Origin of the sequence: Nonomuraea angiospora (assembly GCF_014873145.1) — a bacterium.
Lineage (GTDB): Bacteria > Actinomycetota > Actinomycetes > Streptosporangiales > Streptosporangiaceae > Nonomuraea > Nonomuraea angiospora.
Window position 1 is genome coordinate 5,984,946 of the sequence record NZ_JADBEK010000001.1, and the last position, 26,864, is coordinate 6,011,809.

Annotated in this window: 26 protein-coding genes; 12 read left to right on the plus strand and 14 right to left on the minus strand. The window is 70.6% G+C overall.

What is annotated here, in order from left to right; genetic code table 11:
* Positions 1–69: 69 nt before the first annotated feature.
* From H4W80_RS26900 to H4W80_RS26920, 5 genes are read left to right on the plus strand one after another with little or no spacing between them, the layout of a single operon-like run.
* Positions 70–1,161, plus strand: a complete 1,092-nt coding sequence (locus H4W80_RS26900) for a sugar ABC transporter substrate-binding protein (protein ID WP_192787626.1) — start codon at positions 70–72, stop codon at positions 1,159–1,161.
* A complete protein-coding gene (locus H4W80_RS26905; RefSeq protein WP_192787627.1) occupies positions 1,162–1,881 on the plus strand; it encodes an ATP-binding cassette domain-containing protein in 720 nt (239 codons plus the stop codon). It begins immediately after the preceding gene.
* The gene (locus H4W80_RS26910) at positions 1,878–3,062 is read left to right on the plus strand and encodes a sugar ABC transporter permease (RefSeq protein ID WP_192787628.1); all 1,185 of its coding nucleotides are present in this window, start codon (positions 1,878–1,880) and stop codon (positions 3,060–3,062) included. Before H4W80_RS26905 ends, H4W80_RS26910 begins: the two co-directional genes overlap by 4 nt.
* Positions 3,059–3,988, plus strand: a complete 930-nt coding sequence (locus H4W80_RS26915; protein WP_192787629.1) for an ROK family protein — start codon at positions 3,059–3,061, stop codon at positions 3,986–3,988. Before H4W80_RS26910 ends, H4W80_RS26915 begins: the two co-directional genes overlap by 4 nt.
* 4 nt (positions 3,989–3,992) lie before the next feature.
* The gene (locus H4W80_RS26920) at positions 3,993–4,808 is read left to right on the plus strand and encodes a class I SAM-dependent methyltransferase (protein ID WP_192787630.1); all 816 of its coding nucleotides are present in this window, start codon (positions 3,993–3,995) and stop codon (positions 4,806–4,808) included.
* A 354-nt stretch (positions 4,809–5,162) separates the two neighbouring features.
* Here H4W80_RS26920 and serA read toward each other — a convergent pair whose 3' ends face one another.
* On the minus strand, positions 5,163–6,752 hold the full coding sequence (gene serA / locus H4W80_RS26925) for a phosphoglycerate dehydrogenase (RefSeq protein ID WP_192787631.1): 1,590 nt from the start codon (positions 6,750–6,752) through the stop codon (positions 5,163–5,165).
* A gap of 240 nt (positions 6,753–6,992) precedes the next feature.
* On the opposite strand from serA, the gene H4W80_RS26930 reads away from it, so the two are divergent.
* Together H4W80_RS26930 and H4W80_RS26935 are read left to right on the plus strand one after the other, a co-directional pair.
* Entirely contained in the window at positions 6,993–7,847 is an 855-nt protein-coding gene (locus H4W80_RS26930) for a hypothetical protein (protein ID WP_192787632.1), read from the plus strand.
* Positions 7,848–7,944: 97 nt separating this feature from the next.
* Complete coding sequence (locus H4W80_RS26935; protein ID WP_192787633.1) at positions 7,945–9,306, plus strand: MFS transporter; 1,362 nt, start codon at positions 7,945–7,947, stop codon at positions 9,304–9,306.
* Here the strand turns inward: H4W80_RS26935 and H4W80_RS26940 are convergent.
* The 3 genes from H4W80_RS26940 to H4W80_RS26950 are packed head-to-tail and all read right to left on the minus strand — an operon-like array spanning position 9,266 to position 13,016.
* The gene (locus tag H4W80_RS26940) at positions 9,266–11,821 is read right to left on the minus strand and encodes an ABC transporter permease (protein ID WP_192787634.1); all 2,556 of its coding nucleotides are present in this window, start codon (positions 11,819–11,821) and stop codon (positions 9,266–9,268) included. The genes H4W80_RS26935 and H4W80_RS26940 overlap by 41 nt on opposite strands.
* Complete coding sequence (locus H4W80_RS26945) at positions 11,818–12,498, minus strand: ABC transporter ATP-binding protein (protein WP_192787635.1); 681 nt, start codon at positions 12,496–12,498, stop codon at positions 11,818–11,820. The genes H4W80_RS26940 and H4W80_RS26945 overlap by 4 nt, the downstream gene beginning before the upstream one ends.
* Complete coding sequence (locus H4W80_RS26950; RefSeq protein WP_192787636.1) at positions 12,495–13,016, minus strand: PadR family transcriptional regulator; 522 nt, start codon at positions 13,014–13,016, stop codon at positions 12,495–12,497. Before H4W80_RS26950 ends, H4W80_RS26945 begins: the two co-directional genes overlap by 4 nt.
* Before the next feature lie 88 nt (positions 13,017–13,104).
* Between H4W80_RS26950 and H4W80_RS26955 the strand changes: the two genes are divergently transcribed.
* Positions 13,105–13,656, plus strand: a complete 552-nt coding sequence (locus tag H4W80_RS26955; protein ID WP_192787637.1) for a DUF1707 and FHA domain-containing protein — start codon at positions 13,105–13,107, stop codon at positions 13,654–13,656.
* A gap of 106 nt (positions 13,657–13,762) precedes the next feature.
* Positions 13,763–15,307 (plus strand): D-alanyl-D-alanine carboxypeptidase/D-alanyl-D-alanine endopeptidase, encoded by a 1,545-nt coding sequence (dacB, locus tag H4W80_RS26960; RefSeq protein ID WP_192787638.1) that lies wholly within the window; start codon positions 13,763–13,765, stop codon positions 15,305–15,307.
* 286 nt (positions 15,308–15,593) lie between these two features.
* On the opposite strand, the gene H4W80_RS26965 is transcribed toward dacB, so the two are convergent.
* From H4W80_RS26965 to H4W80_RS26980, 4 genes are read right to left on the minus strand one after another with little or no spacing between them, the layout of a single operon-like run.
* The gene (locus tag H4W80_RS26965) at positions 15,594–16,367 is read right to left on the minus strand and encodes an ABC transporter permease (protein WP_318787075.1); all 774 of its coding nucleotides are present in this window, start codon (positions 16,365–16,367) and stop codon (positions 15,594–15,596) included.
* Entirely contained in the window at positions 16,364–17,113 is a 750-nt protein-coding gene (locus H4W80_RS26970; protein ID WP_192787639.1) for an ABC transporter permease, read from the minus strand. The genes H4W80_RS26965 and H4W80_RS26970 overlap by 4 nt, the downstream gene beginning before the upstream one ends.
* Positions 17,110–17,862, minus strand: a complete 753-nt coding sequence (locus tag H4W80_RS26975; RefSeq protein WP_192787640.1) for an ABC transporter ATP-binding protein — start codon at positions 17,860–17,862, stop codon at positions 17,110–17,112. The genes H4W80_RS26970 and H4W80_RS26975 overlap by 4 nt, the downstream gene beginning before the upstream one ends.
* Positions 17,859–18,911, minus strand: a complete 1,053-nt coding sequence (locus tag H4W80_RS26980; protein WP_192787641.1) for an ABC transporter substrate-binding protein — start codon at positions 18,909–18,911, stop codon at positions 17,859–17,861. The genes H4W80_RS26975 and H4W80_RS26980 overlap by 4 nt, the downstream gene beginning before the upstream one ends.
* A gap of 220 nt (positions 18,912–19,131) precedes the next feature.
* On the opposite strand from H4W80_RS26980, the gene H4W80_RS26985 reads away from it, so the two are divergent.
* The gene (locus H4W80_RS26985) at positions 19,132–20,325 is read left to right on the plus strand and encodes a metal-dependent hydrolase family protein (RefSeq protein ID WP_192787642.1); all 1,194 of its coding nucleotides are present in this window, start codon (positions 19,132–19,134) and stop codon (positions 20,323–20,325) included.
* Here H4W80_RS26985 and H4W80_RS26990 read toward each other — a convergent pair.
* Positions 20,281–21,438, minus strand: coding sequence for a PucR family transcriptional regulator (locus H4W80_RS26990; RefSeq protein ID WP_192787643.1), 1,158 nt, complete (start codon positions 21,436–21,438; stop codon positions 20,281–20,283). The two genes, H4W80_RS26985 and H4W80_RS26990, sit on opposite strands and share 45 nt — an antisense overlap.
* 176 nt (positions 21,439–21,614) lie before the next feature.
* On the opposite strand from H4W80_RS26990, the gene H4W80_RS26995 reads away from it, so the two are divergent.
* A complete protein-coding gene (locus H4W80_RS26995; RefSeq protein ID WP_192787644.1) occupies positions 21,615–22,541 on the plus strand; it encodes an adenosine deaminase in 927 nt (308 codons plus the stop codon).
* A gap of 247 nt (positions 22,542–22,788) precedes the next feature.
* On the opposite strand, the gene H4W80_RS27000 is transcribed toward H4W80_RS26995, so the two are convergent.
* The 5 genes from H4W80_RS27000 to H4W80_RS27020 all read right to left on the minus strand — a co-directional run bounded on the left by H4W80_RS27000 (position 22,789) and on the right by H4W80_RS27020 (position 25,940).
* Positions 22,789–23,052, minus strand: coding sequence for a hypothetical protein (locus tag H4W80_RS27000; protein ID WP_192787645.1), 264 nt, complete (start codon positions 23,050–23,052; stop codon positions 22,789–22,791).
* Positions 23,053–23,253: 201 nt separating this feature from the next.
* The gene (locus tag H4W80_RS27005; protein WP_192787646.1) at positions 23,254–23,517 is read right to left on the minus strand and encodes a hypothetical protein; all 264 of its coding nucleotides are present in this window, start codon (positions 23,515–23,517) and stop codon (positions 23,254–23,256) included.
* A 329-nt stretch (positions 23,518–23,846) separates the two neighbouring features.
* Positions 23,847–24,614 (minus strand): type I methionyl aminopeptidase, encoded by a 768-nt coding sequence (map, locus tag H4W80_RS27010; RefSeq protein WP_192787647.1) that lies wholly within the window; start codon positions 24,612–24,614, stop codon positions 23,847–23,849.
* Positions 24,615–24,687: 73 nt separating this feature from the next.
* On the minus strand, positions 24,688–25,410 hold the full coding sequence (locus H4W80_RS27015) for a siderophore-interacting protein (protein WP_225963682.1): 723 nt from the start codon (positions 25,408–25,410) through the stop codon (positions 24,688–24,690).
* Positions 25,407–25,940 (minus strand): PadR family transcriptional regulator, encoded by a 534-nt coding sequence (locus tag H4W80_RS27020; RefSeq protein ID WP_192787649.1) that lies wholly within the window; start codon positions 25,938–25,940, stop codon positions 25,407–25,409. The genes H4W80_RS27015 and H4W80_RS27020 overlap by 4 nt, the downstream gene beginning before the upstream one ends.
* Positions 25,941–26,342: 402 nt before the next feature.
* On the opposite strand from H4W80_RS27020, the gene H4W80_RS27025 reads away from it, so the two are divergent.
* On the plus strand, positions 26,343–26,807 hold the full coding sequence (locus tag H4W80_RS27025) for a hypothetical protein (RefSeq protein ID WP_192787650.1): 465 nt from the start codon (positions 26,343–26,345) through the stop codon (positions 26,805–26,807).
* The last annotated feature ends 57 nt before the right edge of the window (positions 26,808–26,864 follow it).

Here is a 26,864-nt window from a genome sequence, read left to right on the forward strand (position 1 = left end):
AACTCGGCTGATAGTAAATTACCTTTCTTACCAAGCACAGGGGCGGCACATCCGGAAGGACGAAGTGCGATGCACCGAGCATGGCGATCAATCCCTGTCGCGGCGGTCCTCCTGGCCGCCGCCTGCGGAAACGCCGGGAACAGCACCGGCGCCACCACCACGACCACGCAGGGCCAGGGCGGCAGGACGATCGCGCTCTTCCTGCCCGAGTCCAAGACCACCCGGTACGAGGCATTCGACCGCCCGCTGTTCGAGGCGAAGGTCAAGTCGCTCTGCCCCGACTGCAAGATCCTCTACAGCAACGCCGAGCAGGACGCTCCCAAGCAGCAGCAACAGGTCGAGGCCGCGCTCACCCAGCAGGCCGACGTGCTCGTGCTCGACGCCGTGGACGCCAACGCCGTGGCTCCCCTGGTGAACCAGGCCAAGCAGAAGAAGGTCCCGGTCATCGCCTACGACCGGCTGATCTCCGGCATCGACTACGCGTACTACGTCTCGTTCAACAACGTACGGGTGGGCGAGATGCAGGGCCAGGCCCTGCTCGACGCCATGACCGCCAGGGGCACGGCGGCGAAGGGCCAGATCGTGATGATCCACGGCTCCCCCACCGACCCCAGCTCGGCCGACTACAAGAAGGGCGCCAAGAGCGTGCTGGACGGGAAGGTGAAGGTCGGCAGGGAGTTCGACACGCCGGACTGGAGCCCCGACAAGGCGCAGCAGGAGATGGAGCAGGCCATCACCGCGCTGGGCAAGGACACCGTCACGGGCGTGCTGTCCGCGAACGACGGCATGGCGGGCGGCGCGATCGCGGCCATGAAGCGCGCGGGCTACAAGCAGCTCCCGCCGATTACCGGCCAGGACGCCGAGCTGGCCGCCGTCCAGCGCATCCTCACCGGCGAGCAGTACATGACCATATATCTGGACATCAGGGCGGAGGCGGAGAAGTCCGCCGAGCTCGCCGTCGCCCTCGCCAAGGGCGAGCAGCCCGTCGCCCCCGCCAAGGTCAACAACGGCGCGGCCGACATCCCGGCCTTCCTCCTCGACCCCATCCCCGTCACGGCCGACAAGGTCAAGGACACGATCGTCAAGGACGGCTTCTACACCGCCGCCCAGCTCTGCACGGGCGAGGTCAAGGCCGCCTGCGAGAAGCAGGGCATCGAGTAGATGCTCTCGGCGACAGGCATCTCCAAACGGTACGGAGCGGTCCAGGCGCTCGACGGGGCCCGCCTGGACCTGCGCCCCGGCGAGGTCGTGGCCCTCATGGGCGACAACGGCGCGGGCAAGTCCACGCTGGTCAAGGCCATCTCGGGGGTCGTGACGCCGGACAGCGGCACGATCACCGTGGACGGCTCGCCGGTCAGGATCGCCAACCCGCACGACGCGCAGGCCCTCGGCGTCTCGACCGTCTACCAGGACCTCGCGCTCTGCGAGAACCTCGACGTCGTGGCCAACCTCTTCCTGGGCACCGAGCGCCGCCGCGGCTCGCTGCTGCGCCACATCGCCATGGAACGCGCGACCCGCGACCTCCTCGGCCAGCTCGACGTGCGCATCAGGGACATCAGGGTGCCGGTCGCCATGCTGTCGGGCGGCCAGCGGCAGTCGGTGGCCATCGCCAGGGCGCTCATCGGCGAGCCGCGGCTGGTCATCCTCGACGAGCCCACGGCGGCCCTGGGGGTCGAGCAGACGGCGCAGGTGCTGGCGCTGATCGGGCGGCTGCGCGAGCGCGGGCTCGCGGTGCTGGTCATCTCGCACAACCTCGCCGACGTGCGCGCGGTGAGCGACCGCGTCGTGGTGCTGCGGCTGGGCCGCAACGCCGGTGAGTTCACCACCGCCACCGCCTCCCAGGAGGAGATCGTGGCCGCGATCACGGGGGCAGGGGCATGACCGACACGCTGGTCCGCAGGCCGTACACGCCGAAGGTCGCCGTCGAGCGGCTGCGCCAGGGGGACGTCGGCGCGTGGCCGGTGGTCGGCGGGCTGATCGCCATCGCGATCGTGTTCAGCACGCTCAACGACCGCTTCCTGTCCCCCGAGAACCTCACCAACCTCGTGCTCCAGATGGCCGCCACCGGCACGATCGCGCTCGGCATCATCATGGTGCTGCTGCTCGGCGAGATCGACCTTTCGGCGGGCTCGGTCAGCGGCCTGTGCGCCACGATCATGACGATCGTCCACGTCAAGCAGGGCTGGAACCCGCTGCTCGCCATCCTCCTGGCGCTCGCCGTCGGTGCGGCGATCGGGTTCCTGCACGGCCTGATGCTGACCAAGCTGCGCATGCCGTCGTTCGTCGTGACGCTGGCCGGGCTGATGGGCTGGCTCGGCCTGCTGCTCTACCTGCTGCGGCAGGGCGGGACGATCAACCTGCCGTTCACCGGGTTCATCTCCAAGCTGAGCGACACCTGGCTGCCGGGCTGGCTCGCGTGGACGCTCGCGGCGGCCCTGGTGGCCGGGTCGGCGGGCGCGTCGCTCGTGGTCAGGAGGCTGCGGCTGGTGGCGGGGCTGCCGGTGACGCCGCTGTGGTGGTCACTGGCCAAGGCGGGCGGGCTGGCGGTGCTGCTCGCCGCGGCGGTGATCGTCATGTCGGCGGACCGCGGCGTGCCGCTCCTGCTGATCATCTTCGGGACGCTGGTGGTGCTGCTTGACCTCATGCTGAGGCACACCACGTTCGGGCGGCACCTGTACGCCGTCGGCGGCAACGCCGAGGCCGCCAGGCGCGCCGGCATCAACGTCACCAGGATCAGGATCCTCGCGTTCATGCTGGCCTCCACGCTGGCGGCGGCCGGGGGCATCCTCGCCGCCAGCCGCCTGTCGGCCGTCAACCAGGGCTCGGGCGGCAGCGACATCCTGCTCATGGCGATCGCCACCGCGGTCATCGGCGGCACCTCGCTGTTCGGCGGGCGCGGGCGGGCCTACGACGCGCTGCTCGGCGTCCTGGTCATCCAGGCCATCTCCAACGGCATGTACCTGCTCAGCGTGGACTCCTCGGTGCGGTTCATGGTGACCGCCGCGGTGCTGGCGCTGGCCGTGGCCATCGACTCGCTCGCCCGCAGGGGCGCCGCCCGGTGACGCGGGTCCTGGGCATCGACGTGGGCGGGACGAAGGTGGCCATCGGGGTGTCGGCGGCCGACGGCCCCGCGCTGTCCGCCCACGTCCGCCTGGACACCGGGCCTGACACGCTCGCGCGGGCGCTCGCGGCGGCCAGGGCCCTGGACGGCGCGCCCGCCGCCGTGGGCTTCTCGACGTGCGGGGTGATCCGCGATGGCGTGGTACGGCTCGCCCCGAACGTCCCCGGCTGGGAGGGCCTCGAACTGCCGAGACTGCTCCAGGAGGCGTACGGCGCCACCCCGGTGGCCATCGACAACGACGTGAACGCGGCGGCCGCCGCGGAGCTGCGCTGGGGCGCCCTGCGCGGGGTCTCCACCGGCGTCTACCTGAACCTGGGCACCGGCCTGGCGGCGGCCCTGGTGGTGGACGGCCGGGTGGTGCCGGGCGCCCACGGCGCGGCGGGCGAGATCGGCTACCTCCAGGTGACGCCGGGCGAGCCCGCCTTCGCCGACGGCCGGGTGCCCCTGGAGGAGCGCGTCTCGGGCGGCGCGCTGGCCACCCGCGGCGCCGCCCTCCTCGGCCGCCCCATCACGGCGGCCGAGCTCCTGGGCGGGGGCCGGGCGCGGGCGCCGGTGGACGAGACGCCGGGCGGGGGCCAGGCGCGGGCGCTGGTGGACGAGACGCCGGGCGGGGAGCAGGCGCGGGCGCTGGTGGACGAGACGCTGCGGACGCTGGCCATGAGCGTGGCGAACCTGTGCGTGGTCCTCGACCCCGAGCGCCTGGTGATCGGCGGCGGCATGATGGGCGCGGCGGAGCTGATCCTGCCGAGGCTGACGGCCGAGATCGGCCGGGCGGTGCCGTTCCCGCCGGAGGTCCGCCCGGCCCGCTTCGCGGACGACGCGCCGTTACTGGGCGCGCTTGCGCTGGCCCGCGCGGCGGTAGCGTAGGGATATGGCACCCGAAAAGGTGCAACTCACCGGGGAGAGGGCCACGCTGCTCGCCACCCTGTACGGGCGGGCGCTGGACGCGCGCTCCCCCGATCCGATCCTCGGCGACGACCTGGCCGCCGACGTGGTCGAGCGCATCGACCACGACTTCACCCGGACCGGGATGAACGCCGGCCTCGCCGCCTCGGTCGCGATCAGGGCGCGGTTCATCGACCGGTGGGCGGCCGAGTTCCTGGCCACCCATCCCGAGGCCACCGTGCTCCACCTGGGCTGCGGCCTCGACACCCGCGTCCACCGGCTGGACCCGCCGTCCACCGTCCGCTGGTACGACGTGGACTACCCCGACGTGATCGAGCTGCGGCGGCGCCTGTTCCCCGAGCGGGCCGGCTACCGCCTGATCGGCTCGTCGGTCACCGAGCTGAAGTGGCTGGAGCAGGTCCCGGACCGCGCCCCCGTGCTGGTCGTGGCCGAGGGCCTGCTCTACTACCTCGATCCCGGCGAGGGCCGGGCCCTCATCAGGGCGATCGTCGACCGCTTCCCCGGCGGCCAGTTCGTCTTCGACGCGGTGAGCCCGCTCGGGCTCAGGACGCAGAAGCTCAACAGGCCGGTACGCAAGGCGGAGGCTCACCTGGTCTGGGGCATCGACGGGCCGGGCGAGCTGCTGGCGATCCATCCGAGGTTGCGGTGCCTGAACGCGGTGAGCGCGTTCGACATCGAGGGGTTCGACCGCCTGCCGACGCCGCAACGCGTCGCGGCCCGGATCGCCGGGCTGCTGCCGGGGGTGAAGCGGGCGGCGGTGTTCTACCGGCTCGGGTTCTGAGGGGCGCCGCCGTTGTCCCTGCGGTCCAGGGCGGTCTGCAGGGCCTGCGCGGCCTCGTCCTCATGCTCCTCGGCACGGTTCCAGGCATACATGTCGTACATGTGACTCATCTCATTTCGCGAGCCGTTCGGCGGACGAATGGGACTTATTGGCCGACGCACCACGACGCACCGCGGCGAGTCGTCGACCTGCCCTAACAGGCCCCGCCGCGGCAGGTAATAAGTACGAGCACCTGGCGCATTACCAGCAACAGTACCTCAGCAATCTCATTGGATGTCCTACTATCTTGCATGCTGAGACAGCAGAAGGCCGCCACCCGGAACCGGGTGGCGGCCTTCAGGCCGGGAAGGAGGCTCAGCCCTCCAGGTCCACGGAACGGCCGCTCTCGGCGCCGATCTCGCTCCCGATCTGGTCGATGATGTCGGCCGGGATCGCCGAGTCGACGGTCAGCGCGATGAGCGCGTTGCCGCCCTTGGTGGAGCGGGCCACCTGCATCGAGGCGATGTTGACGCCGTGCTCGCCGAGCAGGCGGCCGACCACGCCGACGATGCCGGGACGGTCGGTGTAGGTGAAGAACGCCAGGTGGGCCGTCGGCTCGATCTCCATCTCGTAGCCGTTGACCTCGACGATCTTCGTGATCTGGCGCGGGCCGGAGAGCGTGCCGGATACCGAGACCTGGCGGCCGTCGGCGAGCACGCCGCGCACGGTCACCACGTTGCGCCAGTCGGGGCTCTCCGAGCTGGTCACCAGCTCCACGGTGAGACCGCGGTCCTTGGCCAGCAGCGGCGCGTTGACGTACGTGACCTGCTCCTCGATCACGTCGGTGAACACGCCCTTGAGGGCGGCCAGCTCGATCACCCGCACGTCCTCGGAGGCGATCTCGCCGCGCACCTCGACGTCGAGCTTGGTGGCCACCTCGCCGGCCAGCGCGGTGAAGACGCGGCCGAGCTTCTCGGCCAGCGGCAGGCCCGGCTTGACGTCCTCGGCCACCACGCCGCCCTGGACGTTGACCGCGTCCGGCACGAACTCGCCCGCGAGCGCCAGCTTCACGCTCCGCGCGACCTGGGTGCCGGCCTTCTCCTGGGCCTCGTGCGTGGAGGCGCCCAGGTGCGGCGTGGCGACGACCTGGTCGAGCTCGAACAGCGGGCTGTCGGTGCACGGCTCCTTGGAGAACACGTCGAGGCCCGCTCCCGCGACGCGCCCCTCCTTGATCGCCGAGTAGAGGGCGCCCTCGTCCACGATGCCGCCGCGGGCGACGTTGATGATGCGCACCGACGGCTTGACCTGGTGCAGCTCCCTGTCACCGATGAGACCGAGGGTCTCCTTGGACTTGGGCAGGTGGACGGTGATGAAGTCGGCCTGCTTGAGCACCTCTTCGAGGCTGAGGAGCTTGACGCCCATCTGCGCGGCGCGAGCCGGCGGCAGGTAGGGGTCGTAGGCGATCAGCTCGACGCCGAACGGCTGCAGCCGCTGGGCCACGAGCTGCCCGATCTTGCCCAGGCCGAGGATGCCGATGACCTTCTCGTCGAGCTCCACACCGGTGTACTTGGAGCGCTTCCACTCCCCGTTCTTCAGCGCGGCGTGGGCCTGGGCCGTGTTGCGCGCGCTGGCCAGGATGAGCGCGATGGTCTGCTCGGCGGCGCTGGTGATGTTGGAGGTCGGCGCGTTGACGACCATGACACCGGCCTTGGTGGCGGCTTCGACGTCGACGTTGTCGAGGCCGACGCCGGCGCGGGCGACCACGCGCAGCTTCGGCGCGGCGGCGATGGCCTCGGCGTCGACCTGCGTGGCGGAGCGCACGATCAGGGCGTCCACCCCGGCGAGGGCGGGCAGCAGTTGGGAACGGTCGGCGCCGTCGGTGTGGCGGACCTCGAAATCAGCGCCGAGTACGGCGAGGCCAGCCTCGGACAGCTCCTCTGCGACCAGAACGACGGGCTTGTTCACTGGTGTGGATCCTTAACGGCACGGCGGGCATTCGGGGGACACGTCCACGGATCCCCCGACGGTCCCACAGAGTCTATCCGGGGCTTGTGAACGCGTTCACGAGACACCCACGATGTGAGACAGCTCCGCTCTACCCCCGGAGGAAGAAACTCATCCACTCCGCTCACATCTTTGTCTTGATCGGGAGATTTATTCGCCATTAGCCTGATAAGCCGTGGCCGAGTACCTAGGGTTCGTCTTATGAGCATCGGGAATCCTGCGCTTGCCGACGTGCTCGCTCAGCATGGCACCCCGCATCGCCTGCTGAGCGCTCTCGCCGACGGTGGAGTCCTGGTGGCAGTGCGGCCAGACCGCTCGGTCGTCCTCGGGACGACCCAGGCCGGAGACCGGGTGTTGCTCGGTTACACCGGCCCTGCCACCTATGCCAGGCACCGCGGCAGTCATTCCCTATCGGCGTGCGACGCCGACACCATCCTGGACATCCAGCGCGTCACCGGCGTGCGGGAGATCGTCATCGACGCGGCCGGACCAGCCGCCGCGGCCGTGCCCATCGACGACCTCCAGCGCTTCATGTCCTCGACGCGCACGGGGCCGACGCCCGTCCTCTCGGGGGCGGCGCCGGCAGCGTACGCGACCGGGGCGATGGCGACCGTGTCACGCGGTGCCGCGCTGGCCCAGGTGGCACCTCCGAGTCCGCAGGCGCCGACGCTGCCGTGGGTGCCCGCGCCCCGGCCGCACCTGTCGGGGCCCATGCAGCAGGTGGACCCCGGCTACCGGCGGTGCGCCCATCCGATCCTGCCCGCGCTGCGACAGGCCATCGGGCTGCTGCTCATGGACTTCCCGCTCGTGCACCACGTCTGGATCTCCGAGGCGCGCACGGCGTCCGGGGCTCCGGGGATCATGCTGCACGTGAAGGTGCACATGTCGGCCGCCGAGGACGTCGTACGCGACCTGCACCGCCTGGTACGCGCCCGCCTGCCGCAGTTCGCGGCCTCCGGGGCGCCGATCCTCATGGCGAGGGTCGCCGACGCGCGCAGCGAGCGCCGGATGATCGAGATCGGCGCGCACGTGGTGTGCGCCAACGTCATCGACTGACGCGACCCAGATGCCGCGGAGCCCGGGTGACCGGGCCCCGCGGCATGGGGAAAAGTGGGCCCTCCCGAACAAGCTCTCGCTCGGCTTCAATGAGGGAATGATCACACCGGCGGTCGGCACGTCCACGGTCTCCAGGGGCGTGCGCCTCGGCTACGGCGTGGGGTCCTTCTGCACGGCCACGGTCACCACCGTGCCCGGCCTGCTCCTGCTGTACTACATGACCAACTTCCTGGCCGTGCCCGCCTGGCTGGCCGGGGTCGTGGTGACCGCGCCCAAGATCTGGGATCTGATCATCAACCCGATGATCGGCCGCTGGTCGGACCGGACCCGGTCGCGGCTGGGCCCCCGGCGGCCCTGGCTGCTGGCGGGCGCCTGCACGCTGCCGATCGCGTTCTTCCTGGTGTTCGCGGGGCCGCCGCTGACGGGCGTGCCCGCCGCGCTCTACGTGGGGGTGTGCTTCCTCGCGACGGCGACGGCGTACGCGCTGTTCGAGGTGCCGTACAAGGCGATGCCCGGCGAGATGACCCACGACTACCACGAGCGCACCTCGCTGCTGCAGTGGCGCATGATCTTCATCGGCGCGGCCACCGCGGTCAGCGGCGTGCTCGCCCCGGCCCTCGTCACGAGCCAGGGCGAGCACGGCACGCTGGACAGCTACCGGCTGATGGCCACGGTGATCGCGGTCATCCTGCTCCTCGCCATGCTGGGTTCCTTCTTCGGCACCGCCCGCGCGCCCATGACCGGCGCGCCGGAGGCGGACCGGGGAGGGTGGCGCGAGCAGTTCGCCGCGATCAAGGGCAACCGGCCGTTCCTGTGGCTGACCATGCTGGCCTGCACGCAGATGCTCGCCGTGAGCATGATGCTGGCCGCCGCGCCGTACTTCGCCGCCTACACGCTCGGCTCGCCGAAGGCCACGCAGACGCTCTTCGCCGCGCTGGTCGGCCCGATCCTGCTGACGATGCCGCTGTGGGTGCGCCTGGCCAAGCGCTTCGACAAGCGGGGCGCGATGATCCTGGCGGCGCTCCTGTACGGGGGCGGCACGACGGCGGCCCTGGCCACGCCGGTCCTCGGCATCGTGTGGGCGCACGTGACGATCCTGGTGGTCGGCGTCGGCTACGCCGGGGTGCAGTTGTTGCAGTTCTCGATGCTGGCGGACGTGATCGCGGCGGACGCCGCCGAGACCGGCAAGCGGCGGGCGGGCGTGCTGACCGGGCTGTGGACGGCCATCGAGAGCGGCGTCAGCGCGTTCGGCGCGCTGATCTTCGGGCTGATCCTGTCGATCGGCGGTTTCATCGAGTCCGAGCCGAGCAGGCCGGTCGAGCAGCCGGACAGCGCGGTGACCGCGGTCCTGATCGGGCAGACCGCGGTCCCGGCGCTGATCATCTTCCTGTCGGTGCTGATGACGCTGAAGTACCGGCTCACGCCACCCGGCGCGCCAGCACCAGACGCGTCCGCGTGAACAACCCCGCCGTCAGCGCCGCCAGCAGGGGCAGCCCCACCACGACCCCGGCCAGGAAGAGCCAGGGGACGGCGATCGTCGTGGCTCCCGGGTTGAAGAGCTCCATGGTCCTGTAACCCCCCCGGGTCAGCGGCCAGGTCAGCGCGATGCCGCTGACGGTGCCCGCCACCAGGCCCACCAGGGCGCCGAGTCCGGAGATGTAGGCCGCCTGGGCCGCCACCACGAGCCTGCGCACCCGCGCCGTCCCGCCGACGGCGGACAGGGTGTCCAGGTCCTGGCGCATGTCGGCGGCGGCCAGCCCCGTGGCCGCGAACGTACCGCCGAGCACCAGGACCAGCGCGGCCGCGAGCAGGATCAGCAGGGTCACGAAGCGGTCCTCGGCGGTGCCCCTCTCCACGAAGACGGAGGCCTGATCGCCGATCGCAGCCGTGAGCTCGGTGGTCAGACGCTGATCGTCGACGTCCGTGTACGCCGCGTAGAGAGCCCGCTGCTGGACTTTCAACCCCGCCGAGGCCAGTGCGGACGGCGGGATCACCACGCCCCCTTGGCCGGGCTCGGCTGCTGCCGCCGCCACGGCGGGAACCCGGAAGGTCTTGGCCGACGTCTCCCCCCAGGCTTCGGTCTGCAGCGTGACCATGCCGTCGCGCACGATGCGAGGCTCGAATGCCACGGCCTTGCCGGCCGCCAGTGCCGCGGCCGCCTGCGGATCCCTGCGTTTCTGAAGGAAGGCGAGCACCCCTTCGTCCGCAGCGGCCACTGAGTGGAAAACGTAGTCAGGAGGGTTGCACCTGCGCTTGCAGTCCTCCGGCCAGGCGAATCTCAGAGTGACGGGGTCACCCTGCGCGTCCGTCACCTCCAACCCGTTGATCAGGCTCGCCCCTGGCAGCTTCTGCTGGACGAGCGCCCGCACCCGCGCCCACTTCTGATCGTCGGTCTTGTAGGCCCTGATCACCGTGGTGCCCGCTGGGACGGTCGAACCGCGTCTCTCGTCCCGGCTGACGTAGGTGCTGTTGACGCCGATGCCGAGCGCGACGGCCGCCATGGTGGCCGCCATGACCGCGGCGGTGGCGGAGGCCGTACGGACGCGGTGGCGGGAGGCGTCGCGCACGGACAGACGCAACGGGAGCGGCAACCGCCCGGCGAGCCGCCCCGTGGCCTGGACCAGCCACGGCATCAGCGCGACCAGCCCGAACACCACCAGCGTCGAGGCCAGCACGACCGACAGCATGCCCCGGTGCAGGGCGAACCCCAGCGCGACCAGCCCGAGCAGCACCAGCACGGCCCCGAGCACGGGGCGGCCCGCGCGGCCGGGCGTGTCCACGGCGGCGCGCCCGGCCAGCACGTGTACGGGGCTCTGCCGGCTCGCCTGGATCGCGGGCACGATCGCCGCGGTCAGCGCGCTCACCACGCCCAGCGCGGCCACGCCGAGCACCTGCGCCCAGGGCACGTCCGCCGGACCGTGCGTCCAGTCCAGCCAGCGGGCGGCGAACCACTCCGCCACCAGTCCGGCGCCGATGCCCAGGGCGGCGCCCAGCAGGGCCGCCACGCCGCCGAGCACCAGGCCGTCGGCCAGCACGATGGTCTTGAGGTGCCGCCCGGAGCCGCCCTGCGCGGCGATCACGGCGAGCTCCCTGCGCCTGCGGCGCAGGCCGACCGCGAAGGCGGGGCCCGCGAGCAGGACGGTCTCGGTCACGATGAGCACGACGGCGACACCCAGCTCGACCAGCCCGTGCAGGTCCCGGGGACCGGAGTCGCCGGCGTCGGAGCGCTCGATCAGGAACCGGGACTTGACGCTCAGGCCCACCTTGTTGAGCCGCCGCACGTCCGGCCGCTGGACGGGGGCGGCGGTGTCGATGAGCCAGCCGCTGTCGTTGCCGTCGTTCTGGTGCGGGAGCAGCCCTTCCGGCAGGGCGAGCATCTCGCGCAGGCCGGGCCGGTTCGGGTGCTCGGCAATCCCGACCACCCGCACGGTGCGGTCCGGCCGCCACGTCTTGATCGTGTCGCCCATCCGGACACCGCTGTCGATCAACGCGGGGGACACGGCGACCTCACCGGGCGCGGTGGCGAACCTCCCTTCGACCAGGCGGCGCATCCCCCTGGTCAAGGGGTCGCGCAGGTCCACCTCGAACACGTCGGTCCGGGTGTAGCCGTCCGCCAGGCGGGCCTCCACGACGTTCGCCTGGTAACGGAGCAGGCGGCCCTGGAGCAGCGCGCCGATCTCGGCGGGGGTCCATGGCCGCCCGGGACGATCCGATGGGCGCATATTGGTGATCTCCCCGTCCGAGTTCTGCTCGACCGGGGTGCGGGACGGACTGGTGGCGATGCGGGCGTCGGCCGCTCCCAACGTCGAGTCCAGCTTGTCGCGGCCGGTGATGCTCGTGGTGGCGGCGCCGGTGAGCACCGCCGTGATGACCAGGACGGGCAGGCCGATCATCACCATGATCAGCGCGGTGCGGCCCTTGAAGCGCAGGGCGTCCCTGCGGGAGATGCGCAGCGCGGCGCGGAAGGCGCTCATCGGGCGCTCTCCAGCCGCACGGCGCTCGACTCCACGATCGCGCCGTCACGCAGGTAGACCACCCGGTCGGCCCAGCCCGCGTACCGCGGTTCGTGGGTGACCAGCAGGACCGCCGCGCCGGCGTCGCAACGGGTGCGCAGCAGCTGCAGGATCTCGTCCCCGGTGGCGGTGTCGAGCGCGCCGGTCGGCTCGTCGGCCAGCAGCAGCCGCCGCTCGCCGACCAGCGCCCTGGCGATGGCCACGCGCTGGCGCTGCCCGCCGGACAGCTCCTCGGGGAACCGGCCGGCGACCTCCCCGGCCCCCACCTCGGCGAGCACGGCCAGCGCCTCCTCGCGGGCGGTCGCGGAGCGCACGCCGTCGAGCTCCCTCGGCAACATCACGTTCTCGGCGGCCGTCAGGGACGGGATCAGGTTGAGGTCCTGGAAGACGTACCCGACGCTGGTGCGCCTGAGCGCGGCCAGGTCCTTCACCCTGGCCAGGTCCTCGCCCTCGATGGTCACGGTCCCCGAGGTGGGCCGGTCGAGACCGCCCGCCACGTTGAGCAAGGTCGACTTGCCCGAGCCCGACGGGCCCATGACCGCGACCAGCTCCCCCGGCGCCACCTCCAGGCTCACGCCCTTCAGGGCCTGCACCTGGCCGTGCTCACGGGTCACGTCCCGCAAACTCACCACAGTCATCGTTGTTGCTCCTTGGACATCTGCTTGGAAACGGCCTCGCAGTGGTCCAGCCAGCGCTGCTCCGCCTCTGCCTTGAAAATCAGCGAGTCGAGGACCAGCCGCTGCGCGAACCCATCTGTCGCGGCCCGCTTGGCCCGGGTCAGCTCCTGCAGCCCGAGCATGGTGGCCACGCGCTGGGTCTGGATGACCTCGGCCACGTCCAGGCCACCGGCCACCGCCATCGCGATCTTGATGGCCAGCTCGTCCCGAGGCCGGTCGGACGGGGCGACGGGGGTGCTGAACCATCGCTCCAGCTCCTCCCGACCGGCCTCGGTGATCGTGTAGACCGCGCGGCCCTGCTCGTCGGCTCCCCCTGGGGCCACCAGGCCATCGCGCTCGAGCCGGGAGAGCGTCGTGTAGACCTGGCCGATGTTCAACGGCCAGGTCGCCCCTGTGGACGTCTCGAACTCGACCCTGAGCTGATAGCCGTAACGCGGTCCGCTGCTCAGCAACGCGAGCAGTCCGTGTCTGATCGACATGAATACTGAGTATGCATACCGAGTATGTCCATGGCAAGCGATCCGCGTTTTCTGGACAGCGAGCGCCTTTCAGTCCGATACTCGCTACATGAGCTCGACGCAGCCGCCTTTTCGCGCATCAGACGGGGAACGGGACCGCGCGATCGGCGAGCTGAGGGACCAGGCCGTGGAGGGCCGGATCTCCCACGACACGTTTGTGGGACGGGTCGACCAGGCGCTGCGCGCGCAGAGCCGGCACGAGCTCGACAAGCTGGTCGCGGACCTGCCGCGCAAGCCGACGGTCAGGCAGCGGCTGACCGACGCCGTCGCGTCGGTCTCCGAGTTCACCACCCGGCTGCAGTCCGCGTGGCGGCGTCCCCGGCTGCCCAAGCTGGCGCTGCCCGACGACGACAGGCTGCGTTACGTGGTGGGGCGCGGGTCGGCCTGCGACCTCGTCCTGTCCGACTTAACCGTCTCCCGGGTCCACGCGGAGCTGCGGCGCGAGGACGACGGCGAGTGGATGCTGGTGGACCTGGGATCGCTCAACGGCACCCGGCTCAACGGGTGGCGGCTGGTGGGGCCGGCGCGGGTGCGGTCGGGTGACGAGATCTCGTTCGGCGACTGCGGTTTCATGGTGACCTCGGGCCAGCCGTCCTTCTGACGCGCCCGCCCAGAACCGCCCGATAAATACGGATATTTGCGGATTGCAGCGGGCTTGTGGTGATCCATGCTGGCAGGGCGATTTCCCATTCATCTGGAGACCCCCCATGCGGCGCACCTCAGCATCCCTCGTCGCGGGCACGCTCGTCGCGGCCCTCGCGTGGGCGTCCAGCCCCTCCTCCCCGGCCATCGCCCTGGAGCCCTCCGCCGGCGTGGCGGACCTCACCCAGGACATCAACCAGATCCTCAGCGACTCCCGGCTCACGATCGCCAGGGCGGGCGTGGTCGTCAAGAGCGCCGCCACCGGCGAGGAACTGTACGCCACGGACGCGGGCAAGCTCCTGACCCCCGCCTCCAACACCAAGCTCTTCACCTCCGCCGCGGCCGCCGAGACCCTCGGCCTCGACTACCGCTTCCCCACCACCGTGCTCTCCTCGGGCCGCAAGGCCGGGTCGGTGCTGGCCGGCGACCTGGTGCTGCGCGGGACCGGCGACCCGACCATGCTGGCCGAGGACTACGACGCCCTGGCCGCCAAGATCGCCGCCGCGGGCGTCAAGGTCGTGACGGGCAAGCTGGTGACCGACGACACCTGGTTCGACTCGCAGCGCCTCGGCAACGACTGGTCGTGGGACGACGAGAGCGCCTACTACGCGGCGCCCATCTCCGCCCTGACGGCCTCGCCCGACAGGGACTACGACGCCGGCTCCGTGATCGTCTCCGTGGCCGCAGACGGTGACAAGGTCAAGGTGTCCACCACCCCGGAGACCGGCTACCTGAAGATCGTCAATAAGGCCACGGTCGGCTCGGAGACCGACGTGCTCATCGAGCGGCAGCACAACAGCCGCACCGTCGTGATCACCGGCACGGTCAAGGACCCGTACCAGGAGTGGGTGGCCGTGGACGACCCCACGGCGTACGTCGCGTCGCTGTTCCGCACGTCGCTGGCCAAGCACGGCGTCAAGGTGCTCGGGGCGACCGTCACGGGCCCGGCCCCGGCCGAGGCCAAGGAGCTGGCCAGGCACGAGTCGATGACGCTGGGCGAGCTGCTGGTCCCGTTCCTCAAGCTGAGCAACAACATCCACGCCGAGATCCTCACCAAGGCCATGGGCCGCAAGGTCGCGAACCAGGGCACGTGGTCGGCCGGGCTCAAGGTCAGCACCGACTTCGCCAAGGCCAACGGGGTGCAGGTGATCAACATGCGGGACGGCTCCGGCCTGTCGCGCCGTGACGGCTTCTCGCCGGGCTCGATCGTTCAGCTGCTGACGGCGGTGCGGAGCAAGCCCTGGTTCAAGACCTGGTACGAGTCCCTGCCCATCGCGGGCAACGCCGAGCGCTTCGTGGGCGGCACCCTGCGCAGCCGGATGCGGAACACGCCGGCCGCCGGCAACGTCCACGCCAAGACGGGCTCGCTGACCGGGGTGACCTCGCTGTCCGGGTACGTCACGAGCGCCGAGGGCGAGCCGCTGATCTTCTCGATCATGCTGAACCAGTACCTGTCCGGCTCCCCCAAGGACATCGAGGACAAGATCGCCATCCGGCTCGCCCAGTTCACGCGCGCCACCGCGACCGCCGACGCCACCCAGCTCCGCGCCACGGAGCAGGGGGAGGCGGGCGACCTCGAATGCTCCTGGCTGAAGCCGGTGCAGTGCTAGCCATCGCCTGAAACCACAGCGGCCCTCTGACGCTCAGAGGGCCGCTGTGGTTTACCGGGATCTAGTTGGAGCTCCAGGCTAGGTCTGAAATTTCCGTACATAGGCGACTTAGGAGCGCCAGAATGAGCCGACCCGCTGAGCCGGAGCCACTGAGCCAAGGGAGCGTCGGGCCTCCACCGGCCACACCCGCCGGTATCCCACCGCACGCCCACGCGCTCCCTTCCGAGCGGGCCCGGCCGCGCCTCCCCCGCACACAGGACCGCGGCCGGGCCCGCGAACTCCCCGCTTACGAGCGGTCGGAGAAGCGGGCCAGGACCAACGACTCGACCACGCCGACGACCGCGTACGCCAGGATCGACACGGCGGTGACCACCACGATGTCCGCCCACACCTCGTCGTAGCGGAAGCCGCCGATCGCCCGCAGGATCTCGGCGCCGATCCCCCGCCCCGTGGCCAGCCACTCCGCGATGAGCGCCCCGATGATCGAGGCGGGCACGGAGATCCGGGCTGAGGCGAAGACGGAGGGCATCGCCGTCGGCACGGCCACCTTGCGCAGGACGGTCAGGCGCGTGCCGCCGTACGCCATGATCAGGTCGGTGGCCTGCGGCGAGGCGGAGCGCAGGCCGAAGGCGATGTTCACCAGGGCGGGGAAGAAGACCACGATGCCGCCGATCACGGCCACGCCCAGCAGGTCCCGGCCGAAGATCAGGGTGATCAGCGGCGTCATCACCACGAGGGGCACCGAGCGCAGCAGCATCGCGACCGGCATGAACGTCTGCTCGACGGTCCTGAACAGCACGAACGCGACCGCCACGACCATGGCGGCGATCATCCCGCTGGCGAACCCGATGGCCGCGTCCCTGATCGTGATGCCCAGCGCGCCGAACACGGCCTCGCGGTGGGCGGCCGACGAGGTCAGGTACTCCCAGACCTGCGGCGGGCGCTTGCCCACGAGCGGGCTGATGCCGAACGCCTCCAGGGCCACCCACCACGCGGCCACGACGATGACCACGGACGGAACCAGCGGCCCGACGATCCTCAGCACGGTGCGGCCGATCACTGTGACTCGCCTCTCGACCAGGGGGTGACCACGCGGGCGACGAGGGCGACGATCGCGTACCCGAGCCCGGCGATCAGCCCGGACACGAGCGCGAGCCCCCACGTGCGCGGCACCTGGAACTGCTGCTGGGAGATCATCAGGGAGACGCCCAGCCCGGCGTCGTTGCTGCCCAGATACTCGCCGATGATCGCGCCGAGCAGCGCGGAGGGCGCGGAGATCTTCAGGCCCGCGAACGTGCTGGGCAGGGCGGAGATGATCTGCACGTAGCGGAGCCTGGCCAGCCGGCCGCCGCCGTAGACGGTGACGACGTCCAGGCTCGCCTGGTCGGCGGAGCGCAGCCCGAGCAGGGCGCCGATGAGCGTGGTGAAGAAGACGGAGATGGCGGCGAGGAAGACCACGGTGGCGTCGCCGCCGAAGACCACCAGCACGATGGGGCCGATGGCGAGCAGCGGGATGCAGTAGCTGATGACGGCGAGCTGGGTGGCGACGGCCTCCAGCCGGGGCACGAGCAGCACCAGCAGCGCCACGCCGACGGCCAGCCCGTTGCCCCACAGGAAGCCCTGGACCGCCGCGCCGAGCGTGGCCGAGACGTTCGGGCCGTAGAAGGCCCAGCCGTCGGCGCCCATGGCGGCCAGCACCGCCCACGGGGTGGGCACCGCGCCGCCGTCGGCGAACACGGTCGCCGCGAGCAGCCACCACAGCGCGACGAGCGCGACGACGCCGGCCAGCCCCTGGACGCGCCTCATGCGCCGTGCCCGAACAGCAGGTCGCTGAGGTGGTCGTGGATCGCGTGGAACTCGGGCGTGCGCATCATCTCGGGGGTGCGGGGCCGGGGCAGCCCGATCTCCACCATCTCGATGACCCGCCCCGGGCGCGGGCTCATGACGGCGACCACGTCCGACAGGAAGACGGCCTCGCCGATGCCGTGGGTGACCATGAGCGTCGTGGCGGGCTTCTCGGTCCAGATGCGCAGCAGCTCCAGGTTGAGCCGCTGCCTGGTCATGTCGTCCAGCGCGCCGAACGGCTCGTCGAGCAGCAGCACGCTGGGCTTGACCACCAGCGCGCGGGCGATGGACACGCGCTGGCGCATGCCGCCGGACAGCTCGGCCGGCCGGGCCTTCTCGAACCCCTCCAGCCCGACCAGCTTGATCAGGTCCTCGATCACGCCGGGCTCCGGCTTGAGCCCGGCGACCTCCAGCGGCAGCCGGATGTTGGCCGCGACGCTGCGCCAGGGCAGCAGCGCGGAGTCCTGGAAGGCGATGCCGAGGTGGTGGCTCCTGCGCAGTTCCTCGGGGGTCTCGCCGTTCACCCGGATCTCGCCCGACGTGGGCTCCTCCAGCCCGGCGAGGATGCGCAGCACCGTGGACTTGCCGCAGCCGGAGGGGCCGAGCAGCGACAGGAACGAGCCCTTCGGCGTCTGGATGTCGACGCCCTGGAGCGCGGTCACTCCCTTGCCGAAGGACTTGCTCAGCCCCGCGATGCTGATGCCCGTCATGACAGCTTCAGGCTCGGGTCGGCCTTGTAGATCTCGTCCAGGATCGTCAGGTCGAAGAGCTGCTCGGCCTTGATGTTCACGCCGGCCTTGGCGAGGGAGGCGATGTTCTGCTCGATCAGCTCCGGCGTGATCGTGAACAGGCCGTTGGCCTTGACGTCGGGGGTGACCACGAGCTCGTTCTGCATCTTGGCCTCCTCGGTCTGCTCCTTGACGTCGAGGTTCTGGTCCTTGCCGTAGACGGTGGCGGCCAGCTCGGCGGACTTGGCCGGGTCGGCGACGGCGTCCTTCCAGCCCTTGATCTCGGCGGTCAGGAACGCCTTGAGCTTGTCGCGCTCCTTGTCGATGGTCTCCTGCGTCACCGTGAACGTCTCGGCGACCAGCGGCAGGCCGGCGTCGGCGAACAGCAGGTAGGCGGGGTCGTGGCCCTGCATCCGCAGCCGTACGGGACCGCTGGTGACGTAGCCGACGTAACCGTCGAGCTGCCCGGAGGTCAGCATCGAGGGGTCCGACTGGAACGGCACGCGGGTCACGCTCGACGGGTCGAGGTTGTTGGCCTTGAGCAGCGCGTTCCAGACCAGCTCGTTGGAGTCCTGGACGCCGATCTTCTTGCCGACGAGGTCCTTGGCGTCCTTGATCGGGTTCTTGTTGAGCGAGACGATCGCGAACGGGTTCTTCTGGAAGGTCGCGCCGACGATCTTCAGCTGGGCACCCTGCAGGACGGCCGGCGCGGTGATCGTGGGCGCGGACAGGCCCGCCCAGCAGCGGCCGGTGGCCAGGCCCGACTCGACCGAGGTGCCGGAGCCGCCCCCCGACAGCAGCTCGACCTGCGAGAATCCGGCGGCCTTGAAGTAGCCCTTGGTGTCCGCGAAGTACTCGCCGGCGAACTCGACGTTCTTCTTCCAGGAGAGCTGGAGCTTGACCGAGCCCAGCCCGCTCGCTCCTCCTCCGCCGCCGGCGGCCGTGGTCTCGCCACAGGCGGCCAGACCGAGCGCCAGACCGGCCAGACCTGTTGTCCGCAGGAACGCGCGGCGGTCGAGAGAAATAGCCATAATTCTTCCTTGAGCGGCGGTGAAGGTGCAGGTCAGGAACGGTATCCCTTGATTATTACCATCGTGTGACGGTGGTTTTGGACAACCGGGCACCGGAAGCCGTCGCTCGGAGGGAATGCGGGAAAACCGCTGGCGAGCCCTGTAGGTCCCTACGAGAGCGCGATCCGAGGACCGTAGATCCCTCCAGCCACCCGGCGGCTCGGGTAGCGTCGGGCCTGAAATGAGACTCGACGGAATCCCCCTTTGGGACGGTACCGAATATCGCGGCCCAGTCGATCTGAGCTGGGAGCCGGACCGGATCATCAGCGTGCAGCCGGACACTCTGCCCGGCTATGACGGTCTATGCGTGCTTCCCGGCCTGGTGGACACGCACGTGCACCTGGTCGGCTACGCGGGCCCCGGCGACCCGCCGGACTTCGCGACCTGGCCGCTGGTGACCACCCGGGACGAGCAGGTGCTGCACGGCGCCGCCCACGCCCAGCGGGCCATGCGGCACGGCGTGACGACCCTGCGCGACCTGGCGGGCGACGAGGCTCAGATCGCGCTGCGCCGGGTGTTCGACGCCGGGGTGCTGCCCGGGCCGCGCGTCCAGGTGCACGGCGTGGTGGGGATGACGGCCGGGCACAACGACCTGTTCGTGCCGCCCGCCTTCCCCGTGCGCAAGCCCACGGCGGACGGCCCCGACGAGTGCCGCAAGCTCGTACGCGCCTGGGCCCGCGCCGGCATGGACGGCATCAAGCTCACGACCAGCGGCGGCGTGCTGTCGATCGGCGACAAGAACGCCTGGCGCAACTACACCCGCGACGAGATCAGGGCGGTCGTGGACGAGGCGCACGCGCTCGGCATGCTGGTGGCCTCGCACGCCCACTCCGAGGACGGCATCCGCGTGGCCGTCGAGGAGGGCGTCGACTCGATCGAGCACGGCACGCTCATGAGCAAGGACCTGGCCGAGACGCTGGCCGCCCGGGGCACGCCGGTCGCGCCCACGCTGCTGATCAACGAGGCCATCGCCGAGGGCCGCGTCCCCGTCACGCCCGAGGCCAGCGCCAAGGCCGCCGAGCTGATCGCCCGGCGCGACGTGCTGCTGGCCCAGGCCGCCGCGCTGGGCGTGCGGTTCGTGCTCGGCACCGACGCGAACGGCCACCACGTGCAGTTCGGCGACCAGTTCGCCGAGGTCGTCCACATGACGCGGGTGCTCGGCATGGACGCCGAGTCCGCGCTGCGCGCGGCCACCTCCGACGCGGCCGACTCGATCGGCATGCCCGTGGGGCGGATCGCGCCGGGGCTGGGCGCCGACTTCGTCGTGCTGCGCGGCCGCCCGTGGGAGCGCATCGAGGACCTGGCCACGGAGAACATCGTGGCCGTGGTCTCACGGGGCCGCGTCGTCGCGGGCCGCCTGCCCGTCTCTCCCTGACCGCAGCGCCAGGTAGAGGTCGGTACGGTCGCGCATCGACGACATGCGCCGCCCGGTCAGCTCCTCGATCCGCTGCATGCGGTAGCGCAACGTGTTGACGTGCACGTACAGCTCGTCGGCGGTGCGCTGCCAGGAGCCGCACGTCTCCAGGAAGATGTCGAGCGTGCGCAGCAGCTCGGAGCCGTGCCGCGCGTCGTACTCCTCCACCGGCCCCAGCAGGTGGTCGCGGAAGGACCGGCGCACGCTGGCCGGCAGCGCGGCCATCAGCAGGTCGAAGCTGTCGATGTCGGCCACCGACATGATCGACACCGGCCCCGGCCCGCTCCGCGCGGACTCCATGCCGCGCCTGGCCGTCTCCAGCGCCTCCCCGAGCTGCGACACGCTGGCCGCCATCTCGCTGATCCCGGCGGCGATGCTCAGGCCGGGGCGCTCCGCCACCAGGCCGCGCAGCTCGTCGGCCAGGCTCTTGCGCGACGCCCGGCCGTTGACCAGCACGATCGCCTCGTGCGGGGTGCCGCCGACGATCAGGTGCCGGCCCCTCCTGGCCAGGCCCTCGTGCAGGACCTCGGGCAGGTCGTACTCGTCGTTCGCCGGTCCCGTCCACGTGACCGCCATGGCGGCCGTCGGCAGGCCCGGGTCGGCGCCGAGCAGCCGCAGGTGCGCGGAGACCTCGCCCGGCGGGATGTGGCCCAGCACGTCGAGCAGCGTCTGGGCCCTCACCCGTTCGGCCCTGCGCTGCTCGGCCGCGAACCCCTCGGCCGTCACGACCTGGGTGATCACGCCGAACGACTGGTCGGGAGCGGCCAGGAGCAGCGGCAGCCGGCGCCGTTCGCACGCCTTGACCAGCTCCTCGGGCAACTCTCCCAGCACGAGCAGCCCCACGACCAGGCCGGCGGCGTCGGTGGCCCACAGCGCGTCGGCGAAGCGCTCGCAGTCGGCCGGCTCGCCGTACCAGACGCCGCTGGTGAGCACGAGGTCGCCGGACTGCAGGTAGCGCCGGGGGTCGGGCAGGTCCGTCGGGTACGCGCGCCGGATCTCGCGGTCGACCCCCTCGTGACCCGTCACCAGCGTCAGCCGCAGGTCGTCGCGCGCGAGCAGGTCCGACAGCCTCATGACCTCCGATGTTATGCCAGACGATGAGAAACCTCCGAGGCGGACTGCCGCTACGGTCGCACCCCGGCGCTGCGGTGGAGCGGCAGTCTGATTAGGAGGTTTCTCATCGGAGAAGCCCGCGAGTTCAGAGGTTCGCACGATACGTCCCCGTGACCGGGTCGGGTTTACTCGTGGTCATGCGTCCCAAAGCAGAGCTCCATCTGCACATCGAAGGCACCCTCGAGCCCGAGCTCGTCGTCGAGCTGGCCCGGCGGAACCGGATCGACCTGCCGACCTTCGACGTGGACGCCATCCGCTCCCGCTACTCCTTCACCGACCTGCAGTCGTTCCTGGACCTCTACTACGAGCACATGGCGGTCCTGCGCACCGAGGAGGACTTCTACGACCTCGCCGCCGCCTACCTGCGGCGGGCCACGGAGCAGGGCGTGCGGCACGCGGAGATCTTCTTCGACCCGCAGGCGCACCTGAGCCGGGGCGTGCCGCTGGAGGTGGTGTTCGGCGGGCTGTCGGCGGCTCTGAAGGACGGCGACGTGTCGGCCGCGCTGATCCTGTGTTTCCTGCGTGACCGGGGGGCGGAGGAGGCCGAGCAGGTGCTGCGGGCGGCGCTGCCGTACCGGGAGTCGTTCATCGGGGTGGGGCTGGACTCGGCGGAGGTGGGCTACCCGCCGTCGCTGTTCAGGCGGGTCTTCGAGATCGCGGCCGCCGAGGGGCTGCGCCGGGTGGCGCACGCGGGCGAGGAGGGCGGGCCCGACTACGTATGGGAGGCGCTGGACATCCTGCGCGTCGAGCGGGTGGACCACGGGATCAGGGCCATGGAGGACCCGCAGCTCGTGGCCAGGCTCAGGGACGAGCGGATCCCGCTGACGGTGTGCCCGCTGTCGAACGTACGGCTGCGCGCCGTGCCGTCCCTGCGTGACCACATCCTGCCCGCGATGCTGGACGAAGGGCTGGTCGTGACCGTCAACTCGGACGATCCCGCGTACTTCGGCGGTTACGTCGAGGACAACTACGCGGCGCTCCAGCGGGAGCTGGGGATGACGGACGAGCAGCTCGACCGGATCGCCCGCAACTCCTTCGAGGCTTCGTTCGCGTACGAAGGGTGAGACCACGAGGACCTGCCCCCCGGCATCGGCCGCCGAGGAGCAGGTCCGGTAGCGGCATCGCTGCTTCTGGCGAGGTGTTCGAGACCGTCGCCTCCGAGTGGCCTGCGTAGGGTGGCGGACGCGGATTCGAAGTGCGGCCGACCACCGCGCGAGACCTCTCTCACAGACGAGACTGGGCGAGACCGTGAGGCCCGGCCCTGCGGGCGGGCCCCGTGGTCACGTTTTCTCAGCCGCCGAAAAGGCTACGTCAGACGAGCGAGCACTTACGGTTGTCGTTCTCGTCGTGGCGGCTGAGGATGTTGAGGATGTCGCCGGTCTTGACGCTCAGCAGGCTGTTCTCGTTGGTGTTGATGTCGCCGCCGGCGATGTTGTTGTCATCGCCACAGACGAACAGGATCTTCCTGTTGTCGTCGTGGTCCTTCGGGAAGCCGGTGGTGGCCGCGAACGCGGTGCCGCCGAACACGGTCATCCCGGCGACGAGACCGGCCAGAACGAGTCCATGTCTGTACATGTCGATACCTCTCTGATACATGTCAACTACTCTCCGTAGCTGTCGGAGGGAATTTCCCCGGGCCTCAACTTCGACAAACACCACGTTTTTCACTTTTGGCCCCGCGAACGACCTCTCGCAGACGAGGTCGAGCAAGGCCAAGGGGCCCGACTTCGCAGGCGGGCCCCGTGGTCACGTTTCTCAACCGCTGAGGAGACCGCCTTAGGCGAGCGTGCACTTCCGGTTGTCGTCCTCGCTGTGGGCGCTGAGGATGCCGAGGATGTCGCCGGTCTCGATGTTCAGCAGCTTGTTCTCGTTCTTGTTGATGTCGCCACCGGCGATGTAGTTGTCGTCGCCACAGACGAACAGGATCTTCCTGTTGTCGTCGTGGTCCTTCGGAAAGCCGGTGGTGGCCGCGAACGCGGAGCCGCCGAACACAGCCATCCCGGCGACGAGGCCGGCCAGAACGAGCCCATGTCTGTACATATCGATTCCTCTCTGGTACATGTCCACTACTCTCCGTAGCTGCCGAGAGAGAATGTCCCCGGCCCCCAACTTCGACAAACGCCCACAATTTTGCTCTTGACCTGGCGAAATGGCGCGCATGGCCGAACCGATATGTAGATCGCCGATCTTGACGTGGGAGTGCTTCCCCGTGGTGACTCCTGTACCTTTTCCCACCTCGCCACAGACCATGGCGCGAGCGCTTTCGGGGCCTCAGAATGGTACATACGGGAGGTGATCATGACCATGCGTAACGACCTGCACCTTCCGGCAGCCCCCGAACGGCGCCAAGGGCTCTCGGTGCGCGGTGTCTACGGCAAGGTGAGGATGACCGGGCCGTCCGCGGTGATGGCGACCGTGTGCTCGACGTGCACGCTCCTGCTGTCGTCTCCCGAGCACACCGACCAGCCGTCCTCGGCCATGTAGTAGTCGTCGTCGCCCCCGGCCATCAGGCTCGGCTCGATCGCTATCACCAGGCCGGGGCGCAGCCGCATCCCGCGTCCCGCGCGGGCCTCGTTGGGCACGAACGGCGACTCGTGCATGGCCCGCCCGATCCCATGACCGCCGAAGTCGTTCTGCATGCCGTATCCCGCGCCGCGCCCGACCGTGGACATGGCGTGGCCGATGTCTCCCATCCGGCCGCCGGGCACGGCCGCCTTGATGCCGGCGGCCAGCGTCTCCTCGGCGACCCTGATGAGCTTGAGGTCCTCCGCGCGCGGCTCGCCGACCGCGAAGCTGACCGTGCCGTCGGCGTGCCACCCGTCCACGATCGCGCCACAGTCGATGCTGATCAGGTCGCCGTCCCGCAGCCGGTACGGGGACGGCAGGCCGTGCAGCATGACCCCGTTCACGGACGTGCAGATCACCCCCGGGTACGGGGTCGCGCCGAACGACGGGTGGTAGCCGAGGAACGACGCTCCCGCCTTCGCCTCCTCGATGACCGTCCGGGCCACCTCGTCGAGCTTCTTCAGCGAGACGCCGACGGCGGCCCGCTCGCGCACCGCGGCGTGGACGGCGGCGACGACCCGCCCCGCCTCCCGCATCGCGTCGATCTCTCCGGCACTCTTCAGCTCGATCACAAGCCCTCCTCGCAGGCGTTACCAATAACTATACCGGTATTATTATCACGCTACGAGGACCGGTCGCATCGCCCTAGTCGAGCCCCTTTCTCCCGGGGGCCCAGAAGGGCTTCGTACGGACATCCCTGCGCTGCCAGCCGCGCTCGTTGACCAGGTGGGCACGGATGGCCTGGATCGTGCGCGCCTCCCCGGCCAGGTAGGCCACGCCGGGCCCGTCCGGCAGGTCCAGCTCCCGGACGGCGTCGACCAGGGCCTCCGACCTGGCCGCCGGCCTGCCCGCCCGGCACACCTTGACCAGCTCCTTGGGCAGCTCCAGATGGTCGCCCGGCCCCTCGGCCTCCACCGCGCCGTATGCCGCCGCGCCTTCCGGGAGCGCCCGCAACATCGCGCCGAACGCCACCGAGGCCGTCTCCTCACCCGCGAACAGGTGGTAGCGGGCCTCTCGCGTGACGAAACCGCCGTCCGGCCTGGTGAAGGAGATCTCCATGCCGGGCTCGGCGGTCCTGATCCAGGAGGCGCCCGGCGAGTCGCCGCCGTGGTCGTAGCCGATCAGGTCGAGGGCCTCCCAGTCCGGGTCGTGCCGCCAGATCGAGTACGTGCGAAAGACGCCGCCCAGCAGGCCGCCGCCGTCGCCGATGAAGAGGCGTACGTGCTGGCCGGGCGTCCAGTCCAGGCGGGCGAGCGCCTCTCCCCCGATCCTGACCCGCCGCATGCGGGGGGCCACCTCCTCGACCTCGACCACCTCACCGGTGAGGAACATCCGGTCGAGTAACCGCCGTGCGACGCTCCGCCTCATGGCGCCTCCTTCCATGGCCGTCTCATGGTGTCCAGCTCCTCGATCCTGCGGCGGGCCTCCACGAAGACCTCCTGGATGCGCTCGACCACGGCCGGGTCGCCGTGCGCGTGGGCCAGCGCCTTCACGGCGGCTTTGACCAGGCGCAACGCCGGCCCGACGATCTCGGCGGCCTCGGGCTCGCGGAACATCCCCCACTCGCCCCTGCTGGCCGCCCGCCCCCACAGCCGCTCGATCGCCTCGGCCTGCTCCCCGGCCGCCCGCCGGCCGTCCTCGGTGACGTGGTAGACCTTGCGGCCGTCCGTCTGCTCGACGCGTACGAGTCCTTCGTCCTCGAGCAGTTGGAGGGTGGGGTAGATGGAGCCGGCGCTGGGCTCGTAGGTGCCGTTGAAGCGGTCGGCGAGGCGCCCCATGACCTCGTAACCGTGGCCGGGCCGCTCGACGATCAGGGCCAGGATGGCCAGGCGAAGCTCGCCAGGACCGAAGAAGCGCCCGGTAGGGCCCCGCTCGGGGCCGCGACGCGCGTTCATCATGGCTCGAATGCTATATCGAACGATATAGCTAAGCAACTGTCGATCGAGCCCCTCGCGACCCGGCCACGCGGTAAAGCCGCAGGACAGGGCTCTTCCTCGGGGACGAGGGCGGCGGTTGGTGAGGCCACTGTCGGGGGTATGGAGGCTAACGGTGCTGTTGTGGAAGGTGTGGAGTCGTTTGTGCCGGAGGGCGTGTGCGCACCGTACGCCCCTCTTCCGTCCACGCTCGCTATGACGGACGCCTGAAGACAAGGCCATGGCCTGTCCTGTGCCCGGCTCCTCGGCGAACACGGCAAAACCACAGAACGTGTCCCCGCTTCGACACAAGCGTGACCGTCGTGGCGCCGTACTCATCCAAGGTCCCGGACCCGCGGGGCGCGCCATCCAACACAGGGGGAATTGATGAGTACACGGGGGAACGGCAGGCGGCCGCGGATCGGCGCTCTGCGCGGGCACGGCGTGCGGGCGCTGGCCGTGGGAGGGACGCTGGCCGCCTCGCTGCTGGCCGTCGCCGGGCCGGCGCACGCCACGACCGACGTGAGCGTGTCCGGTTCGGAGCTGAACGTCTACGGGGGCGACGCGTCCGACAACATCGACCTGTCCCTGTCCGGCCGCTGGGTGATCGTTTCGAACGCCGGCGACAGGATCGACGCGTCCGCGCCGTGCAGGCAGGAGAGCGCCAACCGGGTGGCCTGCCCGGCCGACGAGATCGAGTCGATCGTGGCGATCACCGGGCCGGGCGACGACACGCTGCGCAACCGTACGGGCCTGCCGATGCGGGCGAACCTGGCGCCGGGGCGGGACAACCTCATCTCGGGGAACGGGGCGGCCACCATCGGCGGCTCCGGCAACGTGATCCAGATGTAGTCGGGCGGCGACGTGCTTTCCGGCAACGCGGGCACCGACCTGGCCGGCGTGGGCGAT